Annotated in this window: 21 protein-coding genes and 2 tRNA genes; 17 read left to right on the top strand and 6 right to left on the bottom strand. The window is 58.4% G+C overall.

Features of this window, described 5'->3' with window-relative positions:
* Positions 1-381: 381 nt before the first annotated feature.
* The 4 genes from O6929_06240 (at position 382) to O6929_06225 (ending at position 4,334) form a co-directional block, all read left to right on the top strand.
* Entirely contained in the window at positions 382-624 is a 243-nt protein-coding gene (locus O6929_06240; GenBank protein ID MCZ6479983.1) for a hypothetical protein, read from the top strand.
* Positions 625-988: 364 nt separating this feature from the next.
* Complete coding sequence (locus O6929_06235) at positions 989-1,411, top strand: DnaJ domain-containing protein (protein MCZ6479982.1); 423 nt, start codon at positions 989-991, stop codon at positions 1,409-1,411.
* Between the two features lie 82 nt (positions 1,412-1,493).
* Positions 1,494-3,347 (top strand): threonine synthase, encoded by a 1,854-nt coding sequence (locus O6929_06230; protein ID MCZ6479981.1) that lies wholly within the window; start codon positions 1,494-1,496, stop codon positions 3,345-3,347.
* Positions 3,348-3,545: 198 nt separating this feature from the next.
* Positions 3,546-4,334: a response regulator gene (locus tag O6929_06225; protein MCZ6479980.1), complete on the top strand. Its 789-nt coding sequence runs from the start codon at positions 3,546-3,548 to the stop codon at positions 4,332-4,334.
* A 42-nt stretch (positions 4,335-4,376) separates the two neighbouring features.
* Here the strand turns inward: O6929_06225 and pruA are convergent, their stop codons facing one another.
* Positions 4,377-7,379 carry an L-glutamate gamma-semialdehyde dehydrogenase gene (gene pruA, locus O6929_06220; protein ID MCZ6479979.1) on the bottom strand — a complete coding sequence of 1,001 codons (3,003 nt, stop codon included), beginning with the start codon at positions 7,377-7,379 and terminating at the stop codon, positions 4,377-4,379.
* A 202-nt stretch (positions 7,380-7,581) separates the two neighbouring features.
* Here pruA and O6929_06215 point away from each other — a divergent pair, with 202 nt between their 5' ends.
* Complete coding sequence (locus O6929_06215; protein ID MCZ6479978.1) at positions 7,582-8,493, top strand: 2-dehydropantoate 2-reductase; 912 nt, start codon at positions 7,582-7,584, stop codon at positions 8,491-8,493.
* Between the two features lie 5 nt (positions 8,494-8,498).
* Here the strand turns inward: O6929_06215 and O6929_06210 are convergent, their stop codons facing one another.
* The 4 genes from O6929_06210 to O6929_06195 all read right to left on the bottom strand — a co-directional run bounded on the left by O6929_06210 (position 8,499) and on the right by O6929_06195 (position 11,324).
* Positions 8,499-9,383 carry a hypothetical protein gene (locus O6929_06210; GenBank protein ID MCZ6479977.1) on the bottom strand — a complete coding sequence of 295 codons (885 nt, stop codon included), beginning with the start codon at positions 9,381-9,383 and terminating at the stop codon, positions 8,499-8,501.
* Between the two features lie 134 nt (positions 9,384-9,517).
* Positions 9,518-9,910 carry a secondary thiamine-phosphate synthase enzyme YjbQ gene (locus O6929_06205; GenBank protein ID MCZ6479976.1) on the bottom strand — a complete coding sequence of 131 codons (393 nt, stop codon included), beginning with the start codon at positions 9,908-9,910 and terminating at the stop codon, positions 9,518-9,520.
* Entirely contained in the window at positions 9,907-10,380 is a 474-nt protein-coding gene (locus O6929_06200) for a metallophosphoesterase (GenBank protein ID MCZ6479975.1), read from the bottom strand. Before O6929_06200 ends, O6929_06205 begins: the two co-directional genes overlap by 4 nt.
* Positions 10,381-10,631: 251 nt before the next feature.
* Complete coding sequence (locus O6929_06195) at positions 10,632-11,324, bottom strand: endonuclease III domain-containing protein (GenBank protein MCZ6479974.1); 693 nt, start codon at positions 11,322-11,324, stop codon at positions 10,632-10,634.
* A 159-nt stretch (positions 11,325-11,483) separates the two neighbouring features.
* On the opposite strand from O6929_06195, the gene ruvX reads away from it, so the two are divergent.
* The 11 genes from ruvX to O6929_06140 all read left to right on the top strand — a co-directional run bounded on the left by ruvX (position 11,484) and on the right by O6929_06140 (position 21,906).
* Positions 11,484-11,906 (top strand): Holliday junction resolvase RuvX, encoded by a 423-nt coding sequence (ruvX, locus tag O6929_06190; GenBank protein MCZ6479973.1) that lies wholly within the window; start codon positions 11,484-11,486, stop codon positions 11,904-11,906.
* Between the two features lies 1 nt (position 11,907).
* Positions 11,908-12,948: an endolytic transglycosylase MltG gene (mltG, locus tag O6929_06185; protein MCZ6479972.1), complete on the top strand. Its 1,041-nt coding sequence runs from the start codon at positions 11,908-11,910 to the stop codon at positions 12,946-12,948.
* Between the two features lie 10 nt (positions 12,949-12,958).
* Positions 12,959-13,717, top strand: a complete 759-nt coding sequence (locus O6929_06180) for a tetratricopeptide repeat protein (protein ID MCZ6479971.1) — start codon at positions 12,959-12,961, stop codon at positions 13,715-13,717.
* Positions 13,718-13,728: 11 nt separating this feature from the next.
* Entirely contained in the window at positions 13,729-14,844 is a 1,116-nt protein-coding gene (gene rlmN / locus O6929_06175; protein MCZ6479970.1) for a 23S rRNA (adenine(2503)-C(2))-methyltransferase RlmN, read from the top strand.
* A tRNA-Met gene (locus O6929_06170) sits at positions 14,806-14,882 on the top strand. Before rlmN ends, O6929_06170 begins: the two co-directional genes overlap by 39 nt.
* A gap of 288 nt (positions 14,883-15,170) precedes the next feature.
* Positions 15,171-16,265 carry a type III polyketide synthase gene (locus O6929_06165; protein MCZ6479969.1) on the top strand — a complete coding sequence of 365 codons (1,095 nt, stop codon included), beginning with the start codon at positions 15,171-15,173 and terminating at the stop codon, positions 16,263-16,265.
* Complete coding sequence (locus tag O6929_06160; GenBank protein MCZ6479968.1) at positions 16,262-16,978, top strand: methyltransferase domain-containing protein; 717 nt, start codon at positions 16,262-16,264, stop codon at positions 16,976-16,978. The genes O6929_06165 and O6929_06160 overlap by 4 nt, the downstream gene beginning before the upstream one ends.
* 1,029 nt (positions 16,979-18,007) lie before the next feature.
* Positions 18,008-19,669, top strand: a complete 1,662-nt coding sequence (locus O6929_06155; protein ID MCZ6479967.1) for an ATP-binding protein — start codon at positions 18,008-18,010, stop codon at positions 19,667-19,669.
* Positions 19,670-19,754: 85 nt separating this feature from the next.
* Complete coding sequence (locus tag O6929_06150; protein ID MCZ6479966.1) at positions 19,755-21,023, top strand: hypothetical protein; 1,269 nt, start codon at positions 19,755-19,757, stop codon at positions 21,021-21,023.
* A 196-nt stretch (positions 21,024-21,219) separates the two neighbouring features.
* Positions 21,220-21,639: a polymer-forming cytoskeletal protein gene (locus O6929_06145; protein ID MCZ6479965.1), complete on the top strand. Its 420-nt coding sequence runs from the start codon at positions 21,220-21,222 to the stop codon at positions 21,637-21,639.
* 192 nt (positions 21,640-21,831) lie between these two features.
* Positions 21,832-21,906, top strand: a tRNA-Met gene (locus O6929_06140).
* A gap of 173 nt (positions 21,907-22,079) precedes the next feature.
* On the opposite strand, the gene O6929_06135 is transcribed toward O6929_06140, so the two are convergent.
* Positions 22,080-22,745 carry a thermonuclease family protein gene (locus O6929_06135; GenBank protein ID MCZ6479964.1) on the bottom strand — a complete coding sequence of 222 codons (666 nt, stop codon included), beginning with the start codon at positions 22,743-22,745 and terminating at the stop codon, positions 22,080-22,082.
* 177 nt (positions 22,746-22,922) lie between these two features.
* Between O6929_06135 and O6929_06130 the strand changes: the two genes are divergently transcribed.
* Positions 22,923-23,105 (top strand): hypothetical protein, encoded by a 183-nt coding sequence (locus O6929_06130; GenBank protein MCZ6479963.1) that lies wholly within the window; start codon positions 22,923-22,925, stop codon positions 23,103-23,105.
* The last annotated feature ends 160 nt before the right edge of the window (positions 23,106-23,265 follow it).

Here is a 23,265-nt window from a genome sequence, read left to right as displayed (position 1 = left end):
CCCATCGGGACGGGGCGGGATTCGGCGCTCGGCGTTCGCCTCGCTGAGCACCCCCCAGGCGTAGGGGTGCCTCGGGGAGGAACACTCCTACAACCCCTCAGTGCCCCTGGCCCGCATTATTCACGAACGGGGTGTCTTCGTGAATAATGCGTCCCGCCGCTGCGGCGGGACTCAAGGCTAGCCCTGAGCGACGCCCCGCAAACGCGGGGCGGAGTCGAAGCCCGGAGGGCAGATTATTCACTTATGTGAATAATCCGGGCTGGCGGAACCCTGGGGTGCTTAGGAGGAGTTAGTTGGAGGGGCACTCGGAATGGGGAAGGCTTCCCGGGACGACGCTGGCAAGTTCTTTGCATGGGCGAGAAGGAGAAAGGAGGGTCAAGCATGAAAAGACAGCTGTTACTGCTCTTCCTCGCAATGGGCCTTCTCTTGGTGGGATGCGCCGTAAATCGCGATCTCGAGCATCGGACCGCTTACGACTATGCACCCCGGTGGGTCGTGTATGCCATTCATCCGGTGGGGTGGTTCCTGGACCACGCGATCGCGAGGCCGCTTACTGGTGTCGCTTGTAGCATGCCGGATGTCACCGGCTGTATCCCGAACGACGAGCTGGCCTTACAACGTTAGTCTTTTCGTCTTTTCCCGTCAGCCTCCCTCGGACGCGAGGAGCACTGTGACTCCATCCGGCCGAGACGGCCAGCCATTTCAGCCGGATTGCCGACTTTCGCGCATTCACTGTTTCCAGCTGGGGAGCGAGTGCGGATACCGAATACCCCCTGGGGATGAACGAGAATCCGGGAAACGAGCATGCCGTTGTTTTCGAAGAGCGCCTATCCCTGACAGTGGGGTAGGCGCTTTCACGTGTACCTTCTTCTCACCGGCGATCTGCAAAACTGCCCTCGCCTTTGACAAGCCGTCGCCTCCTCCCGTAGAATCAATTCGAGGTCCCCGCCGTGCCTGGGAGTCGCGCAGCCGATTTTGAGGGTGAGTCATGCCCACTCGCTTCAAACAAATTCTACTCATTCTTGGCGCCCTCTTGTATGTTGTGAGTCCAGTGGACCTCGTCCCTGATCTCATCCCCGCCGTGGGGTGGCTGGACGATCTCATTATCTTGGGCCTCCTCCTCTGGTTCCTCTCTGGGGTCCGGGTGGATCCGGGCAGGGGCTTTGGGAAGCGGCCAGCGGAGCCCGAGGCCCAGGCAGGATCGGCTGATCCGTACGCCCTCCTCGGGGTCGATCGGGGGGCGAGCCCGGACGAGATCCGCACCGCTTACCGGCATTTGGTCGCCCAGTACCATCCCGACAAGGTCTTGCATCTCGGCCGAGAGTTCCAGGAGATGGCCCATCAAAAGCTTATTGCTATCAAGGAGGCCTATGAGATGGTGAAGGGCCGGGCGGACAGCAGACAGGGGTGAGGGGGCGAAAGGCTTGACAGGCTAGTGGGGAGCGGGTAACATCCCCGCCCAAGTCATCAATTCTTCTGCCTGTGGGATCTTTGTGAGCAGCCGTAGCAAAAAATCGGGGTCACGCTTTTACGAGCTGTACTGCATCGGCTGTGGCAGGCGGGTTCGGGAGGATGAATCGACCACCCGCTGCCCCACCTGTCGTAGCCCCCTCGACGTTCGCTACGATTACGACTATATCCGCTCCCGTCTCAACCGGTACTCCCTCCGGAATTCGCCGATCAAGGCGGTGAAGTATCTCGACTTCTCTCCCATCGAGAACCTGGATCTCGTGGTCTCTTTGGACGAAGGGGGAACCCCTCTGTACCGCTGCCGGAAACTGGGAGAGGCCACCGGGTATTCTCGGCTCTACATCAAAAATGAAGGCGCCAACCCGACCGGGGTGTTCAAGGATCGCGGGACCATGGTGGAGATCACCAAGACGAAGGAGCGAGGCGCCAAGGCGGTCTGTGTTGCTTCCACCGGAAACATGGCCGCCTCCGTCGCCGCGTATGCTTCCATCGCCATGATGCCCTGCTACGTCCTGGTCCCCGAGGGAACCGCCATCGGGAAGATGGCCCAGGCCTTGAGCTATGGGGCAAGGCTCCTGCAAGTTCGAGGGACGTACAATGACGTGTTCCGCCTGACCGAAGAGATGAGCGAGCGGTACCATTTCACCCTGGCCGGGGACTACGCGTTTCGGGCCGAGGGACAGAAGACCCAGGCCTTCGAGATCATCGAGCAACTCGACTGGCGGGTCCCGGCAGTGGTGATCGTTCCCATGGGCTTTGGGACCAACATCGCCGCTATCTGGAAGGGGTTCAAGGAGTTTTACGACCTGGGGCTCATCGACCGTCTCCCCCGCCTCATCGGGGTCCAGCCGGAGGGATGCAACCCCATCGTCGCTGCCTTCAATCGAGGGGAGGAAAAGATTATCCCCGTGGAGCGGCCCAATACCATCTGCTCTGCATTGGCTGCAGGGGACCCCTTGGACGGCGTGAAGGCCTTGCGGGCTATCCGGGAGTCAGGCGGATGTGCCCTGACCGCCAGCGATGGCGAGATCCTGGAGGCCCAGCAGCGACTGGCCCGGCACGAATCGATCTTCGTCGAGCCCGCGGGGGCCCTCCCCATGGCCGCCCTTCAGCCGCTGCTCACGACGGCCCGGGTCCGTGCTGACGAGGTCGTGGTCTGTCTTGCCACGGGCAACGGCCTCAAGGATCCCCGGTCGGCCCTTCGTGTTCTTCCCTCACCCGCCGCCATCGAGCCCTCCATTCAGGAGGTGGACAAGTTCCTCAAGTTCAAGCTGTACGAGATCCGGGCCGCCGGCGCGAAGAATGGCGAGCGGAACCTTTTCACCGAGGTTCCTTCAAAGGGAGCCCTCGCTGAGCTGGTGAGTAAAGAGTTCGGCATTCGGCTCACGCCGGAGTACGCGCAGCACGTCCTGGGTTTGGTGGAGGATTTTGTCAACAAGGGGAAACAGGTTACCAAGGCAGACCTCCAGTACATCCTGGAGACGACTCTGAAGCGTGGCTCCGGGGAAGGGGTGCTCAAGGTAGAGGATTTTCAGGTGACGACGAGCTTGCACGGTCATGCCCAGGCGAAGGTGTGGGTCAGCTTCGACGGGGAACGGCTCGAGTCGAGTGGGACGGGGGTTGGTCCCGTCGATGCGGTGATCAGCGCCCTCAAGGCGGCAGCCAGCAGTCGGGGTCGGCTCTTCTTCGAGCTGATCGACTACCAGGTGGAGATTAACTCTCCCGGAACCAGTGCCTCGGTGGAGACCACGCTGGTCTTGAAGGATGCACAGGGTAACCGGATCGTTGCCACCGGGACATCTCCCGATATCATCGTGGCCTCGGTCCAGGCCTTTGCAGATGGCTATAACCTTCTTTGGTCCCGCCAGCAATCGTAAGTCCAGGTCATTTCTGTTATCCTTCCCATCCTTTCTTTCGTTCTATTTTTGAGCCTCCAAAGGCCACTCGTGATTGATATAGAAATTCTCAGGGGATTCCCATACCTTGTTGATATTTTTCATTTGACTTATTTGGATAAATAGTGAATTCTTAGCCATCTGAACGAGTTGCTCCTTTGACCGCGTTGGGGGGACACGGTGCCAGAAGGCCGGCGTATCCTGATGGTGGATGATGACGCGCTGATTCTGGAGGCCGTCGCCGATATGTTAACGGCGAGGGATTACCAAGTCACCAAGGCCATGGACGGCCTGGAGGCACTGGAGCAGTTTCGGGGAAATCCATTTGACCTGGCCATTGTGGACGTTGTCCTTCCCAAAATCGACGGGCACGAGCTCTGTCGCCTGATCAGGCAAGACGAGCGGGGCCGCTTGCTGCCCATTATTGCGTTTACGGCGCTGGGGCCGCAGGATGTGGCCAAGCTTCCCGGCTTGAGCGCCGACGCCTACGTCGCCAAGGGCCCGCTGACGGTCGTCTTTCCCAACATCCTCGACGCCATCAAGTCGGTGCAGAGCAGCCGCCGGGGGCGTCAGTCGCCACAGCGGATTTTTGGCTTCGAAGGGTTCCGCTCACGCCAGATCGTGAGTGAACTGTTTGCGTTGAACCAGTATCGCCAACGGCTCGTCCACTCGCTCTCCGAGGTGGTCATCGAGCTCGACACCCACGCCAAGGTCCTCTCGGCAAATCTCATGGCTTTGCGGGTGCTCGGGCGGTCTGAGGCAGAGGTGACCGGTCTGGTGTTCACCGATCTGCTGACGCCTGGGGACCGCGCTGTCTTTGAACGATTCCTTTCGCAGACGTCGCGAGATTCGCTCCAGACGGCAGCGGCCACCGAGGTGAGGCTCGCCAACGGAGAGCATCGCCTGCTGTGCCGGCCGGTCCTCGATAACGGGGAAATTCTGGGCTTCCTCGTCACGACCGGCGCCTGAGGGTCGACGCGGCAGACGTCATTCGACGTCGGCTTGGCTTCATCAAGAGTCAGGATCGGGGGGGGCAAAGCCGCGACGGATGGTGTTTTCCGTGATGGTCCTGGGCTCCACGAACTGGAGAAGGTAGTCGGGCCCGCCGGCTTTTGATCCAATGCCGGACATCTTGAACCCGCCAAAAGGTTGGCGCCCCACGAACGCCCCGGTGATCTTTCGGTTGATATAGAGGTTTCCCACCTGGAACGCCTCTTTGACCCGCTGAATGTGGGCCGGGCTTCGGGAGTAGAGACCCCCGGTCAACGCGTACTCGGTTTCGTTGGCAGTCCTGAGGGCTTCCTCGAAGTCTGTGGCCGGGATGACTGCCAGCACAGGGCCGAAGATCTCTTCCTGAGCGATGGTGGCAAGGGGGGGGACCTCGGCAAAGATCGTGGGTCCCACGAAGTACCCACTCTTGAGGTGGGAGATGTCCGTTTCCCAAACGAGCTTGGCCTTCGCCCGCCCCGCTTCGATGTAGCGAACGACTCTTTGGTGCGCCTCTGCATCGATCAATGGACCCACCGCCGTGCCCGGGTCGTCGGCTGGCCCAACCTTAAGGCTCGCGACCGCTTCGACGAGGCGGCGTAAGAAGAGATCGTAGGCTGATCTCACCACGATGGCCCGTGAGCAGGCAGAGCACTTCTGGCCGGCGTAGCCGAAAGCCGCGGAGATCACCCCACGGACTGCCTCATCCAAATCCGCATCCTCGTCAACGATGATGGCGTTCTTTCCCCCCATTTCGGTAATCACCCGTTTCGGCCCCCGCTGGCCCTTTTCGGTCTTGGCGGCCAACCCATAGATCCGGAGCCCCACCGGTCTCGAACCGGTGAACGCCACAAGATCGATATGGGGGCTCTTTACCAGGTGTTCACCCACCTCCTCACCGAGGCCCGGCAAGTAATTCACGACCCCCGGCGGGAACCCCGCTTCCCGAAAGGTTTCCATCAAATGCCAGGCGATGACGGGGGACTGTTCGGCCGGTTTCATGATGGCCGTATTGCCGGTAACGAGCGCGGCGGAAGTCATACCCGTGAGGATAGCCAGGGGGAAGTTCCAGGGCGCGATGATGAGGGCGACCCCCCGAGGGCGGTAGAGGTATTCGTTGACCTCACCCGGCGCATCCCCCAGTCGCCTCACCTCCCCGAGCCGGATCATCTCGCGACCGTAGTATTCGAGGTAGTCAATCGCTTCGGCCACGTCCGCGTCCGCCTCGCTCCACGTTTTCCCCACCTCGTACACCTCCCACGCCGCGAGTTCCACCCGTCGCCTTCGCACGAGCGTCGCAACATTAAAGAGTAGCTCGGCCCGCGCTCCAGGGGAGGTCGAGGCCCAGCCAGGAAACGCCCTCGTGGCGGCATCCAGGGCGCGCTCGGCCGCGTCCACATCGGCGAGGGTGCTTCGGCCGACGGTCTCGTCAGGGCAGGCAGGGTTGCGCGAATCCAACTCTCGCGCCGTTCGGACCTCTTCTCCTCCGATCACCAAGGGGTACACGCGGCCAAACTGGCCTCGCACGGAAGCCAGGGCTTCCCGCATTTCACCACGGGACTCCTCCTTGGCAAAGTCGGTCTCTGGCTCGTTACAAAACGGCGCAGGCTGGGCGCTTGGCTGCACAACAGGTGTCTCGGCTGGGGCCCTTTCGACCGCGTGAGGCTGGGGGCGTTTGAGTAGCTCCTCCGGGGAGCGATGCTCGGCAAAGCTCAGTTTCAGAAAGGATTCATTGGAGGTGTTCTCGAGCAGCCGCCGAACAAGATACCCCATCCCCGGGATCAGCGCGCCGAGCGGAGTGTACACTCGAACCCGCTGCCCCATCCCCGTCAGGGCTTCCTTGATCGGGTCCCCCATGCCATAGAGCATTTGGAATTCCAAAGCCTTCTCGGGGATCCTGAGGTACCGGGCCCAGGCCAAGGCGTGCGCGATAGAGCGGATGTTGTGACTTGCGATGGCAGGACGGAACAGATCATGATGCTGGAGCATGAGGGGGATGAGCTTCTCGAAGGTTGCATCGGTCTCCCACTTCTCCGTAAAGACCGGGACCGGCCATCCCTTCTGCTGGGCAATGACCACCTCGTAATCCCAGTACGCCCCTTTGACGAGGCGAAGCCCGATTGACGTTCGTCGCTCTTTGATCCAGGTGAGCAGATCATGGAAATCACGTTCGGTATCTTTCAGATACGCCTGGAGCACGATCCCGACGTCTTCGAACGTCCCGAACTCCTCCTCTGTGAGTAGCTCTTTGAAGATCCGGAGGGTAAGGTCCTTCCACTCGTATTGCTCCATGTCGACGGTGATGAAAGCCCCCACCGCTTGCGCTCGTCGCAGAATAGATCGCAGGCGGGCTTTGACGACCTTGACGCTCCCTTCTTGATCGAGGGGATCGAACTGGGAGTAGAGTGAGGTGAGCTTGAGCGAGACATTCACACGAGGCAGGTTGCCCCGATGATCTCGGTCGAGGAGGTCGCTGGTTTGCCACCGCCTCGCATGCTGAACTAACGCGTCCAGCAGGTCGAGGCACCGCTGCTGGTACGCTTCGGCCTCGTGCTCGCTGACCGTCGCCTCCCCTAGGATATCGAGGGTGAAGGCCATGTGCCGGTCTCTCAGCCTCTGGGTGACTGCGACCGCCTCCTCGACAGTTTCCCCAGCGATGAAACGCCGGGCCAGGCGCCGGGCGTTCCAACGGACGGCAAAGGCCAATGCCGGGGCTCCGGGCGATCTCGGCGAGGCGAGTCGAAGACTCCAGCGGAAGGCCGCGGGAAGCGACTTCTCATGGGGGACGAGATACTCCCGCAGGTGGTGGATTACCTGCTCGCTCGTCGTGAGGGTGGGCAGGACATCGATGAACCGGAACAGTCCGACTTTCAACTGTTCGTCCCGCATGCACCACTCCAGCATGCGGGTGTCCCAGCCGTGTCGGGAAAAGATCGAGGGCGATGCCTTCTGCAGACGGGCGAAGATCTCCCGGCCCATCTCACGAGTGTCCTGTTCAACGTGATTCAAATCCTGCCCCGCTACCATTACGGGTTGTTCTCTCGAAACCATTGTCCTTTGATATTCCCCAATATGCAAATTATAAGCCGGAGAGGCATCAGGCTCCAAGGCTCACTCATGAGCCCCTATCCCTTCTCTCGAAACATGTGCTGTGTTAGAGTGCCCGCGGTTAGTTCACCATTCGTGTGAGACTGGTACCGGGGCGATCGTGCGAGGCAAGGAGTAAGGCGTGAAGGTTGCGGTGATGGGGGCCGGGGCCGTGGGTGCGTACTTCGGGGCGCTCCTCCACAGGGGGGGAGTGGATGTGACATTGATTGCCCGGGGCAAGCATCTGGAGGCCATCAAGGCGCGCGGGATTCACATCAAGAGCTACCAGGGAGAGTTTTCGGTCCCGGTCAAGGCCGTGGGGGATCCCAAAGAGATCGGGCCGGCGGATCTGATTCTTTTCTGTGTGAAGTCGTATGATACGGAGTCGGCCGCTCACCAGTGTCTTGCCATTATCCGGGAGGGAACCGTCATCCTGTCGCTTCAGAACGGGGTGGATAATGAAGCAAAGATCGCCACGATCGCCGGGGACGAGAAGGTCCTTGGGGGAGTTGCCTACATTGGGGCCGGGGTTACCGAGCCCGGTGTGATCGTGCATACGGCTGATGGCCGGATCGTCTTTGGCGAGCTCACCGGCGGAATCAGCGAACGGGGGAAACGCCTGGAGCAGACCCTCCGCGAAGCCGGTCTCCCCGTCGAGATTTCCTCCGACATTCAGGCGGCCTTGTGGAGGAAGCTCTGCTGGAATGCTGCTTTCAATGCCCTGAACGCCCTGGTCGGGGGCGAGATCGACATCTTGCTCCGACGTCCAGAGGCCAAGGCACTGGCCCGAGCAGTGATGGAGGAGGTCCGAACGGTGGCGGCATCCCAGGGAGTTGAACTGCCCGAAGACGCCGTCGACAAACTGCTCCATTGGACCGCCACGGCCGCCATCGGGATGAAGACCTCGATGCGACAGGACCTCGAAGCGGGCAGGCGGCTTGAGGCGGACGCGCTCAACGGAATCGTGGTTCAAAAGGGAAAGGCGGCGGGGGTACCCACCCCGTATAATTTTGCCCTCCACGCCCTCCTAAAGGCCATCGACCCCGGATCCTGACCTCCTCAGGCGGGCGTATACCGCATGTTTCCCTCTGGACGCTCCCCTTCAGATCCACCAATGCGCAGCTCAGGCGGGCGCTTTCGCACGAGGTGGACAATTACGAAGAGTTCCAGCGCAAAGGGCAGGTAGCCCAGATAGCCGAGGAGTGGCATCTCGAACAGATGCCAGAAGCTGGCGAAGGGGACATGATACGTCCACTTCGGGTACGAGAAGTAGTTCCACATCTCCCAGAAGAACCCGCAGGTGAGCGCACCGGTCCAGAGCGCGATGACCGTGCGCCAGTCACCACGTTGCAGACGGGTCAGAATGGATCGTCTGCCGAGCCACACGTTGATCGGTTCCACGATGAAAAAGAGAGATGCCCACATGAACGGGTAAAAGTAGGTGGGCCACGCCAAGAGCAAGCCGATCATGGCGCAGCCGGTCAGGAAAAATCCACGGCAGATGCGGTTCGTGGCCGGCACGCGCGGGCCATGAGCGAACCGCTCGATCCAGCCAAACGTGCCTACGAATTCAGCCGTGCTGAAGACTGCCGGGATGACGGTGGAAAAGCTCAGTGAGGCGAAGACGAAGTATTCCAGGTTGCTGAAGTGTTCGCGACCGAGATATTGCCAGTTCCCGGTCCGCCAGTTGAGAATCTCGAAGAGCCACCAGACTGGCAGCGAGATGATGAAGAATGTCGCGAAGTCCCGAGGCGATCGCGTGAGGAGCGAGCTGCCGGTGCGGCGGAGCACCCATGCATCAATGGCCAGGATGTAGCCGAGCCACAGGGGAAAAAAAAGCAGGTGTGTCCGCATCCCGGGCCACAACCAGTTGAGCGGCCAGCAGACCGCGATCAAGAGCCACCCGATCCGCCCGTGCCACGCCCTCGTCTCAGGTACGGTCATCTTCCTCTTCGATGGGGCCCCGCGCTGTCTTCATCGATATATCCCCTCGATGGTGGTGGCCGAAGACAAGAGCGCCCGGCCGAGAAACTCGCCGGGCGACTCCATGACGTCCGTCCGTCACAATGCAGCGAGTCTCACCCCTGAACCTTGACCCAGACCTCCCGGGTCCGGGGTCCGTCAAACTCGCAGAAAAAGATCCCCTGCCAGGTTCCGAGGCAGAGCTTTCCTTGCTCGACAAAGACTGGAACCGTATTGCCGACGGCCGTGGCCTTGATGTGAGAATCGGCGTTGTCCTCCTGATGCTGGAAGCCAGCCTCGCGGGGGATGAGGCGGCGGAGGTGGGTGACGATATCCCGGGCAACCGCCGGGTCGTGCGCTTCCTGGATGAGGACGGCAGCGGTGGTGTGGGGGACATAGATGTGACAGATCCCCTCACTCACCCCCGACCTGTCCACTGCCCGTTGGACCTCCGAGGTGATCTCGTAGAATGCTTCTCGCGTTTCGGTTTTTACCTTGAATTTGATCATAGATCGATCAGCTCCACCTTGAGGGTTGGAAGATCCACGATGGCCACCGTGGCCTGGCCGTGTAACCATCCATACGTTTCTCCAGGATTGATCAGCAACACATCCCGATCTTGTCGGATCTCGGCCTGATGGGTATGGCCGAAGACGATGAGGTCCGCCTGTTCACGGTCACGGTCCAGCTCTTCCAAAATGTGAATGACGGTGAGACGTTTGCGGTCGAGCTCTATCCGGAGGGGTCCCGCCTTGATTCGGCCCTGTGATCGTTTCTCGAGGCCCGCCCGCTCCCCATCATTATTGCCAAACACCCCTACCCACTCACAATGGAGACGTTCGAGGGGGGCCAACGCAAAGGGGGCCACAAAGTCCCCTGCGTGGACCACAAACTTCACGTGGTGATGGTTAAAGAGCTCGACCGCCTGCTCGATCCGGGGGAGATGGTCGTGGGAGTCCGCCATTAGTCCGATCTGCATGACGACCTCAGCAGCCGAGAGGGATATCATACCTCATGCCGGGAGTCAAGAATACCATTCAGAGTTGAGAGCCCTTCGACTGTGCTCAGGGCAAGTCGAGAGTGAGGCGATTTCGGATTTCGAATTGCGAATGTCGAATTTGAGAGAACCGCGGTTTACATCCGAAACCCGAAATCGTTCGACTGAGGGCCTCGACGGTGAGCTCGGCCGAACCGCTCACGACTCGAAGTCCCAAATTCGAAATTCTCCTGTCATCGGTCGTCGGTCATCGGATAATCCCCTACAGGGAGGGGAATCCCATGGTGTTCGAGGTCCCAGCGGAGAGGGCAGCTGTCGCATCGGGGGATGGAGCGGCAGTACTCTTTCCCGACCGCCACGAGAAGCGCATGGTATTCGTTGTAGAGCTGCGCATCCCGCGGGAGGTGATTCATGAAGAGGGCCTGGACTTCGTGGTAGGGGGCCTGGTGGGAAATCAGCCGATGGCGGGAGAAGATCCGCCTGGTGTACGCGTCAACGACAAAGACCGGTATGTTCCCCGCATACAAAAGGATGGAATCCGCCGTTTCTGGACCGATCCCCGAGACCTGGAGGAGGGCCTCCCGGATCCTCACGGGTTCGTCCCGGAACAGACGTCGGAGGCTCCCCCCGTATCGCTTCCGGAGAAAGGCGAGGAAGTTTTGGAGCCGCCCCGCCTTGACGGCAAAGGTGCCGGCCGGCCGGATCAGCGCCGCCAGGCGCCGTCGGGACAGGGCTGATATCGCTGACGGGCTTAGCATCTTTTCCTGGCGGAGGCGGCGAATGGCTTTTTCGACGTTTCCCCAGTTAGTGTTCTGGGTGAGGATGGCCCCGACGATTACTTCGAATCGGCTGCGCCCGGGCCACCAGCCCTGTGGACCGAGCTGGCCGTAGAGCCGGTGATAGATACTGAGAAGTCGCCGCCGCATCAAAGCCCCTGTATTGCTTGCTGTAGTGAGGAAAGTGGGGACCGGGGAACTGGCATCGCGGTCCCTTCTGTGGTAGCATAATTGTAACTATGTGGGCAAGATTCGTCCCCGTGGGGCGACCTTTCTCGCGGAGAAAGCACCGATTGAGGATCGGGATCTGTGGCGAGAGTTCTGGCCATTGACCTCGGTGAGGTTCGCATGGGCCTGGCCATCAGTGACGAGCTCATGATTACGGCTCAACCCCTGCCGACGTGGCGTCGGAAGGGGAAGCAGGCAGATGTGGCACATCTGAAGGACCTGGTGGGGACCTGGGGGGTCGAGCGGGTCGTCGTTGGGTATCCAAAACACCTGAGCGGCAGCGTTGGGGAGCGAGCCTCCAACGCTCAGCACTTTGCTGAACACCTGGAGAACACCCTGGCCGTCCCGGTCGTCCTCTGGGATGAACGATACAGTACGGTCGCAGCGGAGCGGGCCCTGATAGAGGGGGGCGTACGTCGGCAGCGGCGCCAGCAGTTGCGGGATAGTGTGGCAGCCCTGTTGATCCTGCAAAGTTACCTGGACCGTCAGAGGAGGGATACGTAGCGTGAGGATCCGTGGTCGCCGACTCGCGACGTGGATCGTCGGCCTAGGCCTGGCGGTGGTGACGACCGTCTTCGGGGTACGAACGTACCTGGTCCTTCATCCCGCCATGAGTTCCGGCTATCGTGACGGAGAGCGCAGGGTCGTTTATATCAAGCCCGACAGCCGGGGGAGTGAGATTGCCGACCTGCTCAAGCAGGTAGGCGTCATCCAGGACCCTTTCCTTTTCCACCTTTTCACCTATCTTCGTGGTTCCTCAGACCGATTGAAGGCCGGGGAGTACGAGTTCACCTCCTCGATGGGACTGTTGGACGTCATCCGGATCCTCGAGGAAGGCGAGGTCCTGGTCCACAAGGTGACCATTCCTGAGGGCAGCAGTCTCTGGCAGATTGCCAGGCTGCTCGATGCGGAAGGGCTGGTGGATATAGATCGGTTTCTGCGACTGACCAGGGATCCTGCGGTGGCCAGCTACTACATGCCCGAGGCCGATTCGATGGAGGGTTTTCTCTTCCCCGACACGTACCATTTTATCAAGGGAACGAAAGAAGAAGCGGTCATCGACGCGATGGTGCAGCGGTTCTTTCGGGCCTTCTCTGGCGCGGATGAGCTTCGGGCTCGCCGGCATGGGATGAGCCTGTACGAGGTCGTGACTCTCGCCTCCATTATTGAGAAAGAGGCGTTGGTCGATCGAGAGAAGCCGATCATCGCAGGGGTTTTTTACAACCGCCTCAGGCGCGGCATGCGACTACAGGCCGACCCGACCGTCCTTTATGGGAGACGCCGGCAGGGCCGGATTCGGTACCGCGACCTTCGAGAAAAGCATCCCTACAACACCTACGTCCACTACGGTCTCCCCCCGGGGCCCATTGCCAGCCCGGGGGCGGCGGCCCTCAAAGCGGCACTATACCCAGCCCGGGTCAGCTATCTGTACTTCGTCTCCAAGAACGATGGAACCCATCAGTTCTCCCGGACGCTGAAGGAACACAATCGGGCAGTCCGGAAATACCAGTTGCGTCGAAGAACCCGAAAGGGTAGAAGCATCTGAGGAGAAAGGGATGAAGATTCTTCGGCTCTTTCTGTGGATGGCTGTGCTCGCGGTGTTCCTAGTGGGGTGTGCCAAGAAGCCCAAGGTTGATCCGCGGCGGTCGGCGCAAACCCATTATCAGCTGGGGCTGGCGTATTTTAACATCGGGAGTTATCAACAGGCCCTGCCGGAGTTTGCCAAGGCGGTGGAGCTGAATCCTTCCGATCCGCTTTATCATGATGCCCTCGCCATGGCATTTATGTTTAATCGACAGCTCGACGCTGCCATCAGCGAGTTCCAGGAGGCGATCCGAATCGATCCGAAATTTGTTGAGGCCAAGAACAACCTGGCGAGTGCCTATTTGCTCAACGGCGATCTCGAGATGGCACGGGCCACTCTCAAGGAGGTGCTCAAAGACCCCTTTTACGTGACCCCCCAATTTGCCTACTTCAATCTGGCCAGAATTTTCGAACGCGAGGGGAACATAGATGACGCGATTCGGGAGTACAGGCGCGCCTTGGATATCGACCGGGATTATGTGGATGCGCACAACAATCTGGGACGCTTGCACCTTCAGCAGGGAAAGAACGATCTGGCCATTGGAGAGTTTACCGAGGCGACCCGCCTGCAGCCGAGGGTCGCTCTCTATCAGCGAAACCTGGGGGTTGCGTACGTGCAGGCCGGCAAGACCAAAAAGGCCCGGATGTCCTTCCAGCGGGTGCTCGAGCTAGAGCGGGATGGCCCGTCGGCAGAGTACGCCCGAAGGATGTTGGAGGAACTCAAGCAGTGACAGCCGTCTCGATGGCAGCGGTCCAGGTGCCCGATCTGCGTGACTTCACGCTGTCGGAGCTTACGGAATGGATTGGAGGTTTCGGGGAGCCTCCCTACCGGGCGCGACAGATATTTCGCTGGCTGTGGAAGCGTCAGATTCACACCATTAGCGAGATGACAGACCTGCCCAGGGCCTGCCGCGAGGCCTTGGTGGCGCAGGCACGCCTCAGCGCGCTATCGGTGGTGGGGGTCCAATCTTCCCGGGACGGGACCCGAAAATTACTCCTTCGACTCTCGGATGGAGAGGAAATCGAGGCAGTGTTGATTCCGGAAGCGCGTCGCCTGACCGCCTGCATCTCCAGCCAGGCCGGCTGCGCAATGGGATGCCGCTTTTGCCTTACGGCCACGATGGGACTTCACCGGAACCTGCGCCCGGCCGAGATCGCCGGCCAGGTGCTGGCCCTCGCCAGTACGCTTGCGCCCGGAGAGCACATTACGCACATCGTCCTGATGGGGATGGGGGAGCCGTTGGCGAACTATGCCGCCACCGAGAAAGCCTTGCAGATCCTCACCGCCAAGACAGGGCTCGGCTTTTCTCCTCGGCGGATCACCGTATCGACCGTCGGTCTGGTACCAGGGATTCGTCGGTTGGCCCGATCCGATCTCAGAGTGAACCTAGCCGTGTCTCTCACTGCGACCACGGACGAGGTGCGCAATGACCTCATACCCATCAATGACCGGTATCCCCTGAGTGAACTCCTCCGGGCCTGCCGCGAATTTCCTCTCCCGCCCCGACGCCGCATGACATTCGAATACGTCCTGATGGCGGGAGTGAACGATCATGTCGAAGATGCCCACCGCCTGGTAAAGTTGCTCAAGGGCATCCGGTGCAAGGTAAATCTCATCCCCTTGAATGAGGCACCGGAGATTCCGTTTCACCGTTCCTCCCGGCAGCGGACCGAAGCCTTCCAAAAGATCCTGGAACGGGCCGGCTACATTGCCACCATCCGGGAGAGTCGAGGACAGGATATCTCGGCCGCGTGCGGCATGCTCGCGACGGCCGACAGGTCGCTTGACACTGCGCGCTCCATCCCCTATACTCCCGAATGCGGGGTGGAGCAGTTCGGTAGCTCGTTGGGCTCATAACCCAAAGGTCGCAGGTTCAAATCCTGCCCCCGCAACCAAACCTAATCGATGATTAGCGATATGGGGTGACTGAAATCACCCTCTTTTTTCGCCCCACTGTCCGAAACCTTTATCATGTCTCTAAAACATAGCTTACGCTGGTGCAAATCGAGCCTTCCCGTAGCCGTCGTATCTTGTGGGGTCTTTTCCCTTGACAGTGATCAGGAATACTGGGTACTACTTACCGAATACTGATTCCTGAAAGAGGCTTCGTTGAGAAAAGAAACAGTGGCAAAAGACCCACATCTCTGTTCGTATTGTTTCTTTCCAATAGTCGGGATGAACACATGCAAACCCATATTCTCGCTCTGAGTACTGAAACACCACCTCTTTCCCAGCCGCAGGGTGAGATAGCGGAGAAGATCATCAAATCCCTCTCGCTGAAAGGGTATAAGGCGCACATCCTGCGGAAGATCTTTGCTGGCTCACGGATTGAAAAACGTCATTCGGTGGTTGAGGATTACGGCAATGCCCTGCTGGAAGGGAGCTTTTTCGGGCACGCATTTCCCGATTCTGCACCTGGAATGACCCAACGCAACGAGGTGTATAAAAAGGAAGCCCCCCCGCTGGCCCACGCGGCCGCCATCAAGGCCATCAAAGAGTGGGGCGGACCGCTGGGGGATATTACCCATATCATCTCGGTTTCCTGTACCGGGTTGATTGCCCCAGGCATTGAATTTGCTCTGATTGATTCCCTGGGACTGCGCCGGTCAGTAGAACGGCTCGGGATCAATTTCATGGGATGCTTCGGGGCATTTAAAGGCCTGGCCGTGGCCAAATCCATTGCCCGGGAGAACCCTGCGAACCGGGTGCTTCTGGTCTGCACGGAACTGTGTACCCTGCACTTTCATTTCGACGGGGAGATCGACACGGTGGTTGCGAATGCCATATTCGCCGATGGATCGGCGGCGGCCATCGTGGGTTGTGACCCAACACCGGCCGAACAGCCGCTCATGGAAATCGTCAGGCAATCCTCGCTGGCCCTCGAAGAGTCCTTATCCCTCATGACCTGGGAGGCAAGCGACCGGGGACTTGTGATGAGACTTTCTCCCGAAGTCCCAAAGCTGATTGATCGCCATATCACCGTGTTCGCGAAATCCTTGCTGGGTCCCGACCTGGATTTTGCTGCTTGCGACTGGGTTTTGCATCCCGGCGGAAAGGCCATTCTGGAGGCCGTGGAAAAAACCTGCGGTCTGGAAGAGAGCCAGACGGAAATGTCCTGGGACGTGATGAAGAATTACGGGAACATGTCCAGCGTGACTTTCCTGTTTGTCCTTGAGGCCCAGTCCCAGAAAGCCACTTCCCGAGAATGGAGCATCGGTATCGGTTTTGGGCCCGGATTGTCCATGGAAGGTATGCTTTTCCGGAGATCCCCTCGGTGAAAAAACCCAGGCGCAGCACCGCGCTCGAGTACATGGATATCGGTCCTTCCTGTTATACATCAGAGGAATATCGGGATTGCCTCACACAACTCGGCCGAGTGGGGCGGCTCCTGGGCGGCGATCGCGCTTCGTTCTCGGCCTTCGACCGTCTTTCACCTCCTCCGGGTTCCATTCTCGATGTCGGCTGTGGCGGGGGCTACTTTGCGATGAATCTGGCCAAACGGTTCCCGCAAGCCCGCGTCGTGGGCACCGATATATCCAGCGATGCGATTGTTTACGCACAAGAGCAACCTCAGATGGAGAAGCTGAGTAATCTTTCATTTGAAAGAACGGAAAAGAAGGAACTCGAGTCGGCGCCAAACAGTTTTGATGTGGTGACCGCCACGATGGTTTGTCACCACATGAAAGATGAAGAAATCGTCGATTTTGTCACACGGGCGACGGCCGTCGCGTCCCGGGCAGTGATCATCAACGATCTGCACCGGCATCCATTAGCCTGGATTAGTTACGCCGTGATCGCCCCTGTGCTCTTTCATAATCGTCTCATAACCCATGATGGTCTCCTCTCCATTCGTAAAGGGTTCAAGTGGAAAGACTGGAACTATTACCTCGACCGGCAGGAGTTAAACGGGATGACCTGGACATGTTCCTGGAAATGGGTCTTCCGATGGATCGTATACATTGACTTGGAAACCGCACCGCCGACTTCATAGTCGACCGTCTATATGTTCCAGTGGCGCCGCCTCGATCATCTACCCTACATAAATTCCTGACGGTAGTTACTTATGCCCGGAGGGTTTTCTTCCGGGGTCGCGGATATATTCAGGCGTGCGGCCTTCTAACTGTATGAAAATAAAGACATTTCCCCAGAATCAATGGATCCCAGTGCTGACGGGTAGTTAGGTGGTAGCCCCGTATATCCTCCTGAGGAGTTGGCTGCGGTCACGGCCAGAATTGCCCTCATAACCGAAAGGTCGCAGGTTCAAATCCTGCCCCCGCAACCACTGCTTATACACGAATTCTGAAGGGGCTCTCAGGATCACCTGGGAGCCCCTCTTGTGTGTCAGGGACAAATTTCTCATGAAATTTCTAATGAACCTTCACAGAGATGGGGTGGAAGAGATGTGATCGATAAGGGGCTGCGTTATCCCTCAGGCCTGGACGTCCAGAGGTCAGTAAACACTTCCTCCGGCAGAAGCTCCCCCAACGGGAAACAACAGACCGGACACTCAAAGTGCAATTGTGCAATCGCGAAGTAAACGAGTCCACATTGATGGCATTCTCTGCACGGGATGTTGATCTCGATCATGACGTGCTCCGTGGTGTTTGTTGTGTTGGGGGGGTGCAAGATGTGGGCCAGGCCGTTCCGTATCGGTGGAACCATCCGAGAAATACACCGAGCGCAAAGGATCCACCCCAAAGTACCGGCTCTTTGGTCATAAGGCACGGTCATCCATATCCACCAGGTCAAATTGTCCGCCGCTCGCGTGCGAGTATCCACTCCTGAGACTTCGCCCAAATGCTTGCCCTCTTTCTCTTATCTCTTATTGCCTTGACGGATTGCCTTCCACTTAGACTCCGCCGCAGAGGGTCGCGGGCGGGGGGATGTGCCTCAGTAGGCGGAAAAAACCAGGCACAGGGGGAGGAATTTTCCAGGGTTTTCGGCGCACCCGATCCTTATTTTTCGGGTAGTTATATGCGGGAACGGAAATTGCAACCTTCACGAACATCGCTTAACTACCGTGAAGGTACGGGAGTTTCGGACTCAGATGGAATGGGGAAAGATGAAGGAATTTGGCCTGAGTCGGCAGTTACTACATGGGCTCCCATGGTCTTGGCCCACTGCGAGTCATCCGGCATTTCGTTTCTGGCAGACTTTCTGGCAGACATGGAGACCAACGCGGTTTCCGATCGCGTATAAACTGGCGCTCGCCATCACGATTCTGATCACCGGAGGCATGGCCTTTCTCGGTGTGGTCATCGTCAACACCCAAACGAAATTCTTTCAAGGCCAGATAGATGCCTTTGGCCAAACCGTGGTCAATCAGATGTCCGAATCGGCCAAGGAAATGATACTTGCCAATGATACGTTGGGCCTGAAAGTCCTGACCACCAACCTGACCTCGGATGAACGCGTCCTCGGTACGGCCATCTATGATCACAAAGGGAAAATGCTGGCGCAGTCCGGGATCACGCCTGCACTTACCGCTTCTTTCGATCCGTCCATTGTCACCTTGGACTGGATCTGGCATCAACCATCGGGCTCACGCATCAGTCTTGTCTCTTTTCTCAGCCCGGTGCAGTTCAAAGACGTGGTTGCCGGGCATGTCCTGATCACATTCAGCCGATCATCCATGTATCAGTCGTTGCGGGACTCTGTCCGGAACATCGTCATCGTCACGCTGTCGATGATCGTGTTCGTGATTGGGATGTCGTTTGCCATGTCCAAACGGTTTTCCCGGCCCATTCATCGTCTGGTCGAGGCGAGCCAGGCCGTTGGCGAAGGGGATTTTGAGCATCGCATTCACGAACGGCGTGCCGACGAGATCGGAGACGTGATGGCCGCGTTCGATTCTATGGCGGAAGGGCTCTTGGAAAAGCAAAGGATACGGGAACAGAAGCTGGAACTCGAGGCGCTTAACGCCCAGCTCGAGGCGGTCTCTACTGCCAAGTCCAAGTTTCTCGCCAATGTTTCCCACGAAGTCCGAACCCCCATCAACGCGATCATCGGCTACTCCGAAATGCTCGAAGACCCGAGCTACAGCTCCCTGACCGAAAAGCAGGTGAGCTACGTTCAGAACATCTCGGCAAGCGCTAGGCACCTGCGCGAGCTCATTAACGACATCCTGGATCTGTCCAAGGTGGAGGCGGGCAAGATCGAGCTCCGCTTCGAGCCGTTCCTCGTCCGCGATGCATTAGGGGCGACACTCGCGACCGTACGGCCCCAGGCCGACCAGAAAGGGCTCCAGCTTGTGCTTGACGAGAACGGATGCCCGGAGACAATGGTGGCCGACCTTCTCCGATTCAGGCAGATCCTCTATAACCTGTTGTCGAATGCCGTGAAGTTCACGCCTGAGGGGGGCCAGGTGACCGTGACCGCGCAGCGGAACGGCGAGTTCCTCGCGGTTGCCGTCCAAGACACGGGGATCGGCTTTAAAGCCGAGGACATGCCAAGGCTTTTTGAGGAGTTCACCCAGCTCGATGCATCGCTGGCCCGGCGGGACGAAGGGACCGGCCTCGGGTTAGCCTTGACGAAAAAGCTAGTAGAGCTTCATGGTGGGACGATCCAGGCCAGCTCCCCCGGAGAGGGGCAGGGAAGCACGTTTACATTTACCTTGCCCCTCAATGGTTCAGTATCCTCGGGCCAGCCTGAGGCGCTCACCAAGGGGATCGGAACGGCATGAAGGAGGCCTGTCCCGCCGAGGGTGCTCGTTCCACAAATGGGCCTCCGAGGACTGAACCGGTGAACAGATTTCTGAGGGTCATACCATGAGACGCCAGGTTTTGTTACATATCGGTGCTCTGGCTATCGCCACCATGGTCGGGTGTGCCAAGCCCCTCACTATTACTTTTAACGATCGACAAGTGACACCGCAGCAAATTGACCAATTGGTCGCCGAAGAAGAATATGGCGAGGCCCTTGATCTCTTCAAGCATGTCCCTATAACCCACCCGCAGTATGCCCTTTTTCAGAAAAAACTCGCAGGTGTCAAGAAGCGCGCAGCCGCCTATGAGAAGACCGTTTTGAAAAATATGCGAGCAAAAATGGAAAAGGGCAATTGGTCCGGCGCCCTTGACGAGGTGGATACCGCCATTGATAAACTGCCCTCCAGTATCGCGTTAAAACAAGGTCGGGAGGAGTTGTTCAGGAAACGCGCGCAGCGCATCGATCAGCTCGAAACAGAAATACTGATCGCCAGGGGTAAATGGCTTGCTCAAGATGCTCCACTGCACGAACAACTTTCCCACGTCGAGTCGCAGAACCTGTTCGACAAGTGGAAGCTCTCCAGTAAGAAGAGTGAGGTCGAGGAAACGGCCGCGGAACTGTATGAATGCAGTGAACGCGCGATGAAGGACAATAATCTTGAGCAGGCGAGGACATGCCTTACCCTCGCCGAGCGTTTGAACTCGTCGGAAACCATGAAGGCAGCCGTCAAAGAACGTCGTCAGGAAATCGCAAAGCGTGAAAAGCAGGCGAGGAAAGAAAAGCACCAAGGGGATTTTGAGCGGCTCGCGACACAGGCAAAGCAGGCAATGGATAAGGGTCAGTTGCGGAGATCACGAAAAATTGTTTCTCAACTGGCCAAGATCGATCCGGACAATCCGGAAATCCATCAGCTCCAACAACGCCTGAATTCTCTCAAAAACAAAAAGCGCGTGCGCAAAGAAAAGCGTCAACAAGAGTACGAGCGGCTCGCGAAACAGGCACAGGAGGCAATGGATAAAGGGGAGTTACAGAAGGCACAACAAATTGTTCCCCAGCTGGTTAAGATCGATCCGAACAATCCCGAAGTCCAGAAGCTCCAGCAACAGCTCAGTGAGACCGTTTCCGCCAAAGTGGACACGATGCTGAAACGTGGCAGCCAGCTGTATCGCATAGAAAAGATCGCGGAGGCAAAGAAGGTTTGGGAGGGGGTGTTGGAATTGGATCCCTCCAACAAGCAAGCGCAGGCGGGTGTGAAGCGGGCAGAGCGCGTCCTGGAAAGACTGCGCCTGTTGGAGGAGAAAAAAAGACCACGCGCAGAGTCAAACCCGTAGCTTCCCTGTATCACCATCCCAGCTTGCGGGCGCTTGTGTGTGCCACGCATTTGGAAGGAACGGGACCAGGTGCTTGACACCCCTTCACGGGTAATGGATACTTAAATCGTTTCCAAGACTTGGAGTGATGGAACACGCCATACGACACCTCCGGTATCAGCGATGACGGAACAGCAGAACAGACGTCTTTCCGGTTATGGCACGGCAGATGCGGAACAGGGTGAATAAGGAAAGGGAAAAATACTTCATCGGGAAGAGTTTGGTCCTCCGGGGCGAGATTTCCGGTGAGGGGGACGTCCAGGTGGAAGGCGAGTTCGAGGGAAAGATCAACCTCGCCGGGACCGTCGTCATTCGCGAAGGGGGGAAGGTCCACGGGGACATCTCCGCCACTCACATTACTGTGGCCGGACTGGTTCGGGGAGATCTTATGGCCTCGGGCAGGGTGGAACTGTCACCGACATGCCAGCTCGTGGGGTCCGTCCAGAGCAAGGTGCTGATCGTACGGGAGGGGGCGGTGGTGAAAGGAAAGCTCAAAGCAGAAACTCCACTGAGTCCAGCCGCGGAGTTCGCCGAAATCGCCCGGCTGGTTCAACAGAGGGATGGACGGGACCTCTAGTTATTGACACATCAGCAAAAGAGACGCCCTCTCGAGTGCAGCACGGCCCCGAGAGGGCGTTTGCTTTATCCCACCTAAGAGCTAACCGCGCGATGTTCGCAAGCCGGCAGGCAGCTAAAGGACCCCTGTCTTGACCAAATCTGTCAATGACCGTAAAATGACCTCGACCTTCATCAGGAAAGTCAACGACTTGGCGGTGTAGCTCAGGGGCAGAGCAGGGGTCTCATAAGCCCTTTGTCGGAGGTTCAAGTCCTCCCACCGCCACCAGCCTTTTCATGACAATTCCGCACACTTCCCTACCTCTCTCATTTCGCTTCTCTAGCCTGATTGTGCCCGTAATTGTGCCCGTGAGCCGCCGGTCTTCGCCTCATACATCATCATAGCCCGGATCACGTCCTCGAAGGTTACTATTTGGCGCGGATCAAGTTTCTCGGCCATGTCTATCTCCCCCACAGCCCCCTTCCAGCTTCCCTCGCCTCCCGCTGGAGCTTGAGGAACAGGTCTTGGTGCTTCACGTTCGGTGGCACGGTCATCACTTGGGCGTACCCCCACTTCACCAACCAAGCGTTCACGAAAGTGCCGTCCTCCAGGTACACATAGGATAACAGACGTCCGTGGCGGTCCCGTTGCTCCACGTCGAACTCCAACCGGACAGTCTTTATATCTACCAGCCTGCGGTTGGCGTCAGACGCCTGCTTGCCGTAGTATTCAACCCCTTTGGTGCGATGCTTGGTCTCAGGGGTATTGATGCCGATATAATGGACAATAACGCGGTCCCCAAAAACGCAGCAAGCCTCGATGGTGTCGCCGTCGATGACGCGGATAACCTGGACCGACAGCCCGGACTTTTGAAGTTCACGCCTGGGTAGCTCGTGTGGAGCCTGCCCCTCCTGCCTCGGTCTGGGCTTTCGATTGAGGCAGTACGTGTTGTCGGGGCACCAGGAGCAATGTCCGAGGTCGCCGCAAACATAAGTTCCCTGATCCGAGGGGCACGAATGCCAAAGGTGACATTCGGAGCGGTGGGCCAGGGCGGAGATGGTAGGGAGGAGGGCGAGGAGGGTAGCCAACAGTAACACCCGGCCAATAGCTATTCCGTAATCCTTCATCTCCGTCTCCTGGGTTTGTCCTATCAGCGTCCCACTCGGGTGTCAAGTCGCACTGAATCGCTCGAATATGACTTCTATCATACTAATAACTGACTACCATTATTGCATCCATGGAAGCACTTAAGCTAATTTTACGGCTCTTTTTGAAAGACGCAGTAGTGAAACACGGGGTGAGCCATGGTGCGGACAACCCAGAAACGAGAAGGTATGCTGTACGAAGTCCTGCGCGATGACACAGGCCAAGTTGTGTGGAGCAAGTTTGTACCGTGGGGCCGATGGAACCGGCGCCAAGATGAATTTGAGGAAGCAGCCCGTAAACAGGAACGCATCGCACGGCAGTCCATCAAAGGAGGACAGTAAATAAAATTTCAAAAAGAGACCTTACTGGCATGAACGAGAAGCACCACACGGGCGTCGGGGCACCTCGGCGCTCGGAAAAATAGGGTCAGGTCTTGCAATCCTACAAAGGCTCTGCTAGCATCTTGCTATGGCTCGTCCCCTCCGATTGCAATATCCTGGT

The organism is Candidatus Methylomirabilota bacterium (assembly GCA_027293415.1).
Taxonomy (GTDB): domain Bacteria; phylum Methylomirabilota; class Methylomirabilia; order Methylomirabilales; family CSP1-5; genus CSP1-5.
This window is presented reverse-complemented; position numbering and strand designations above follow the sequence as displayed.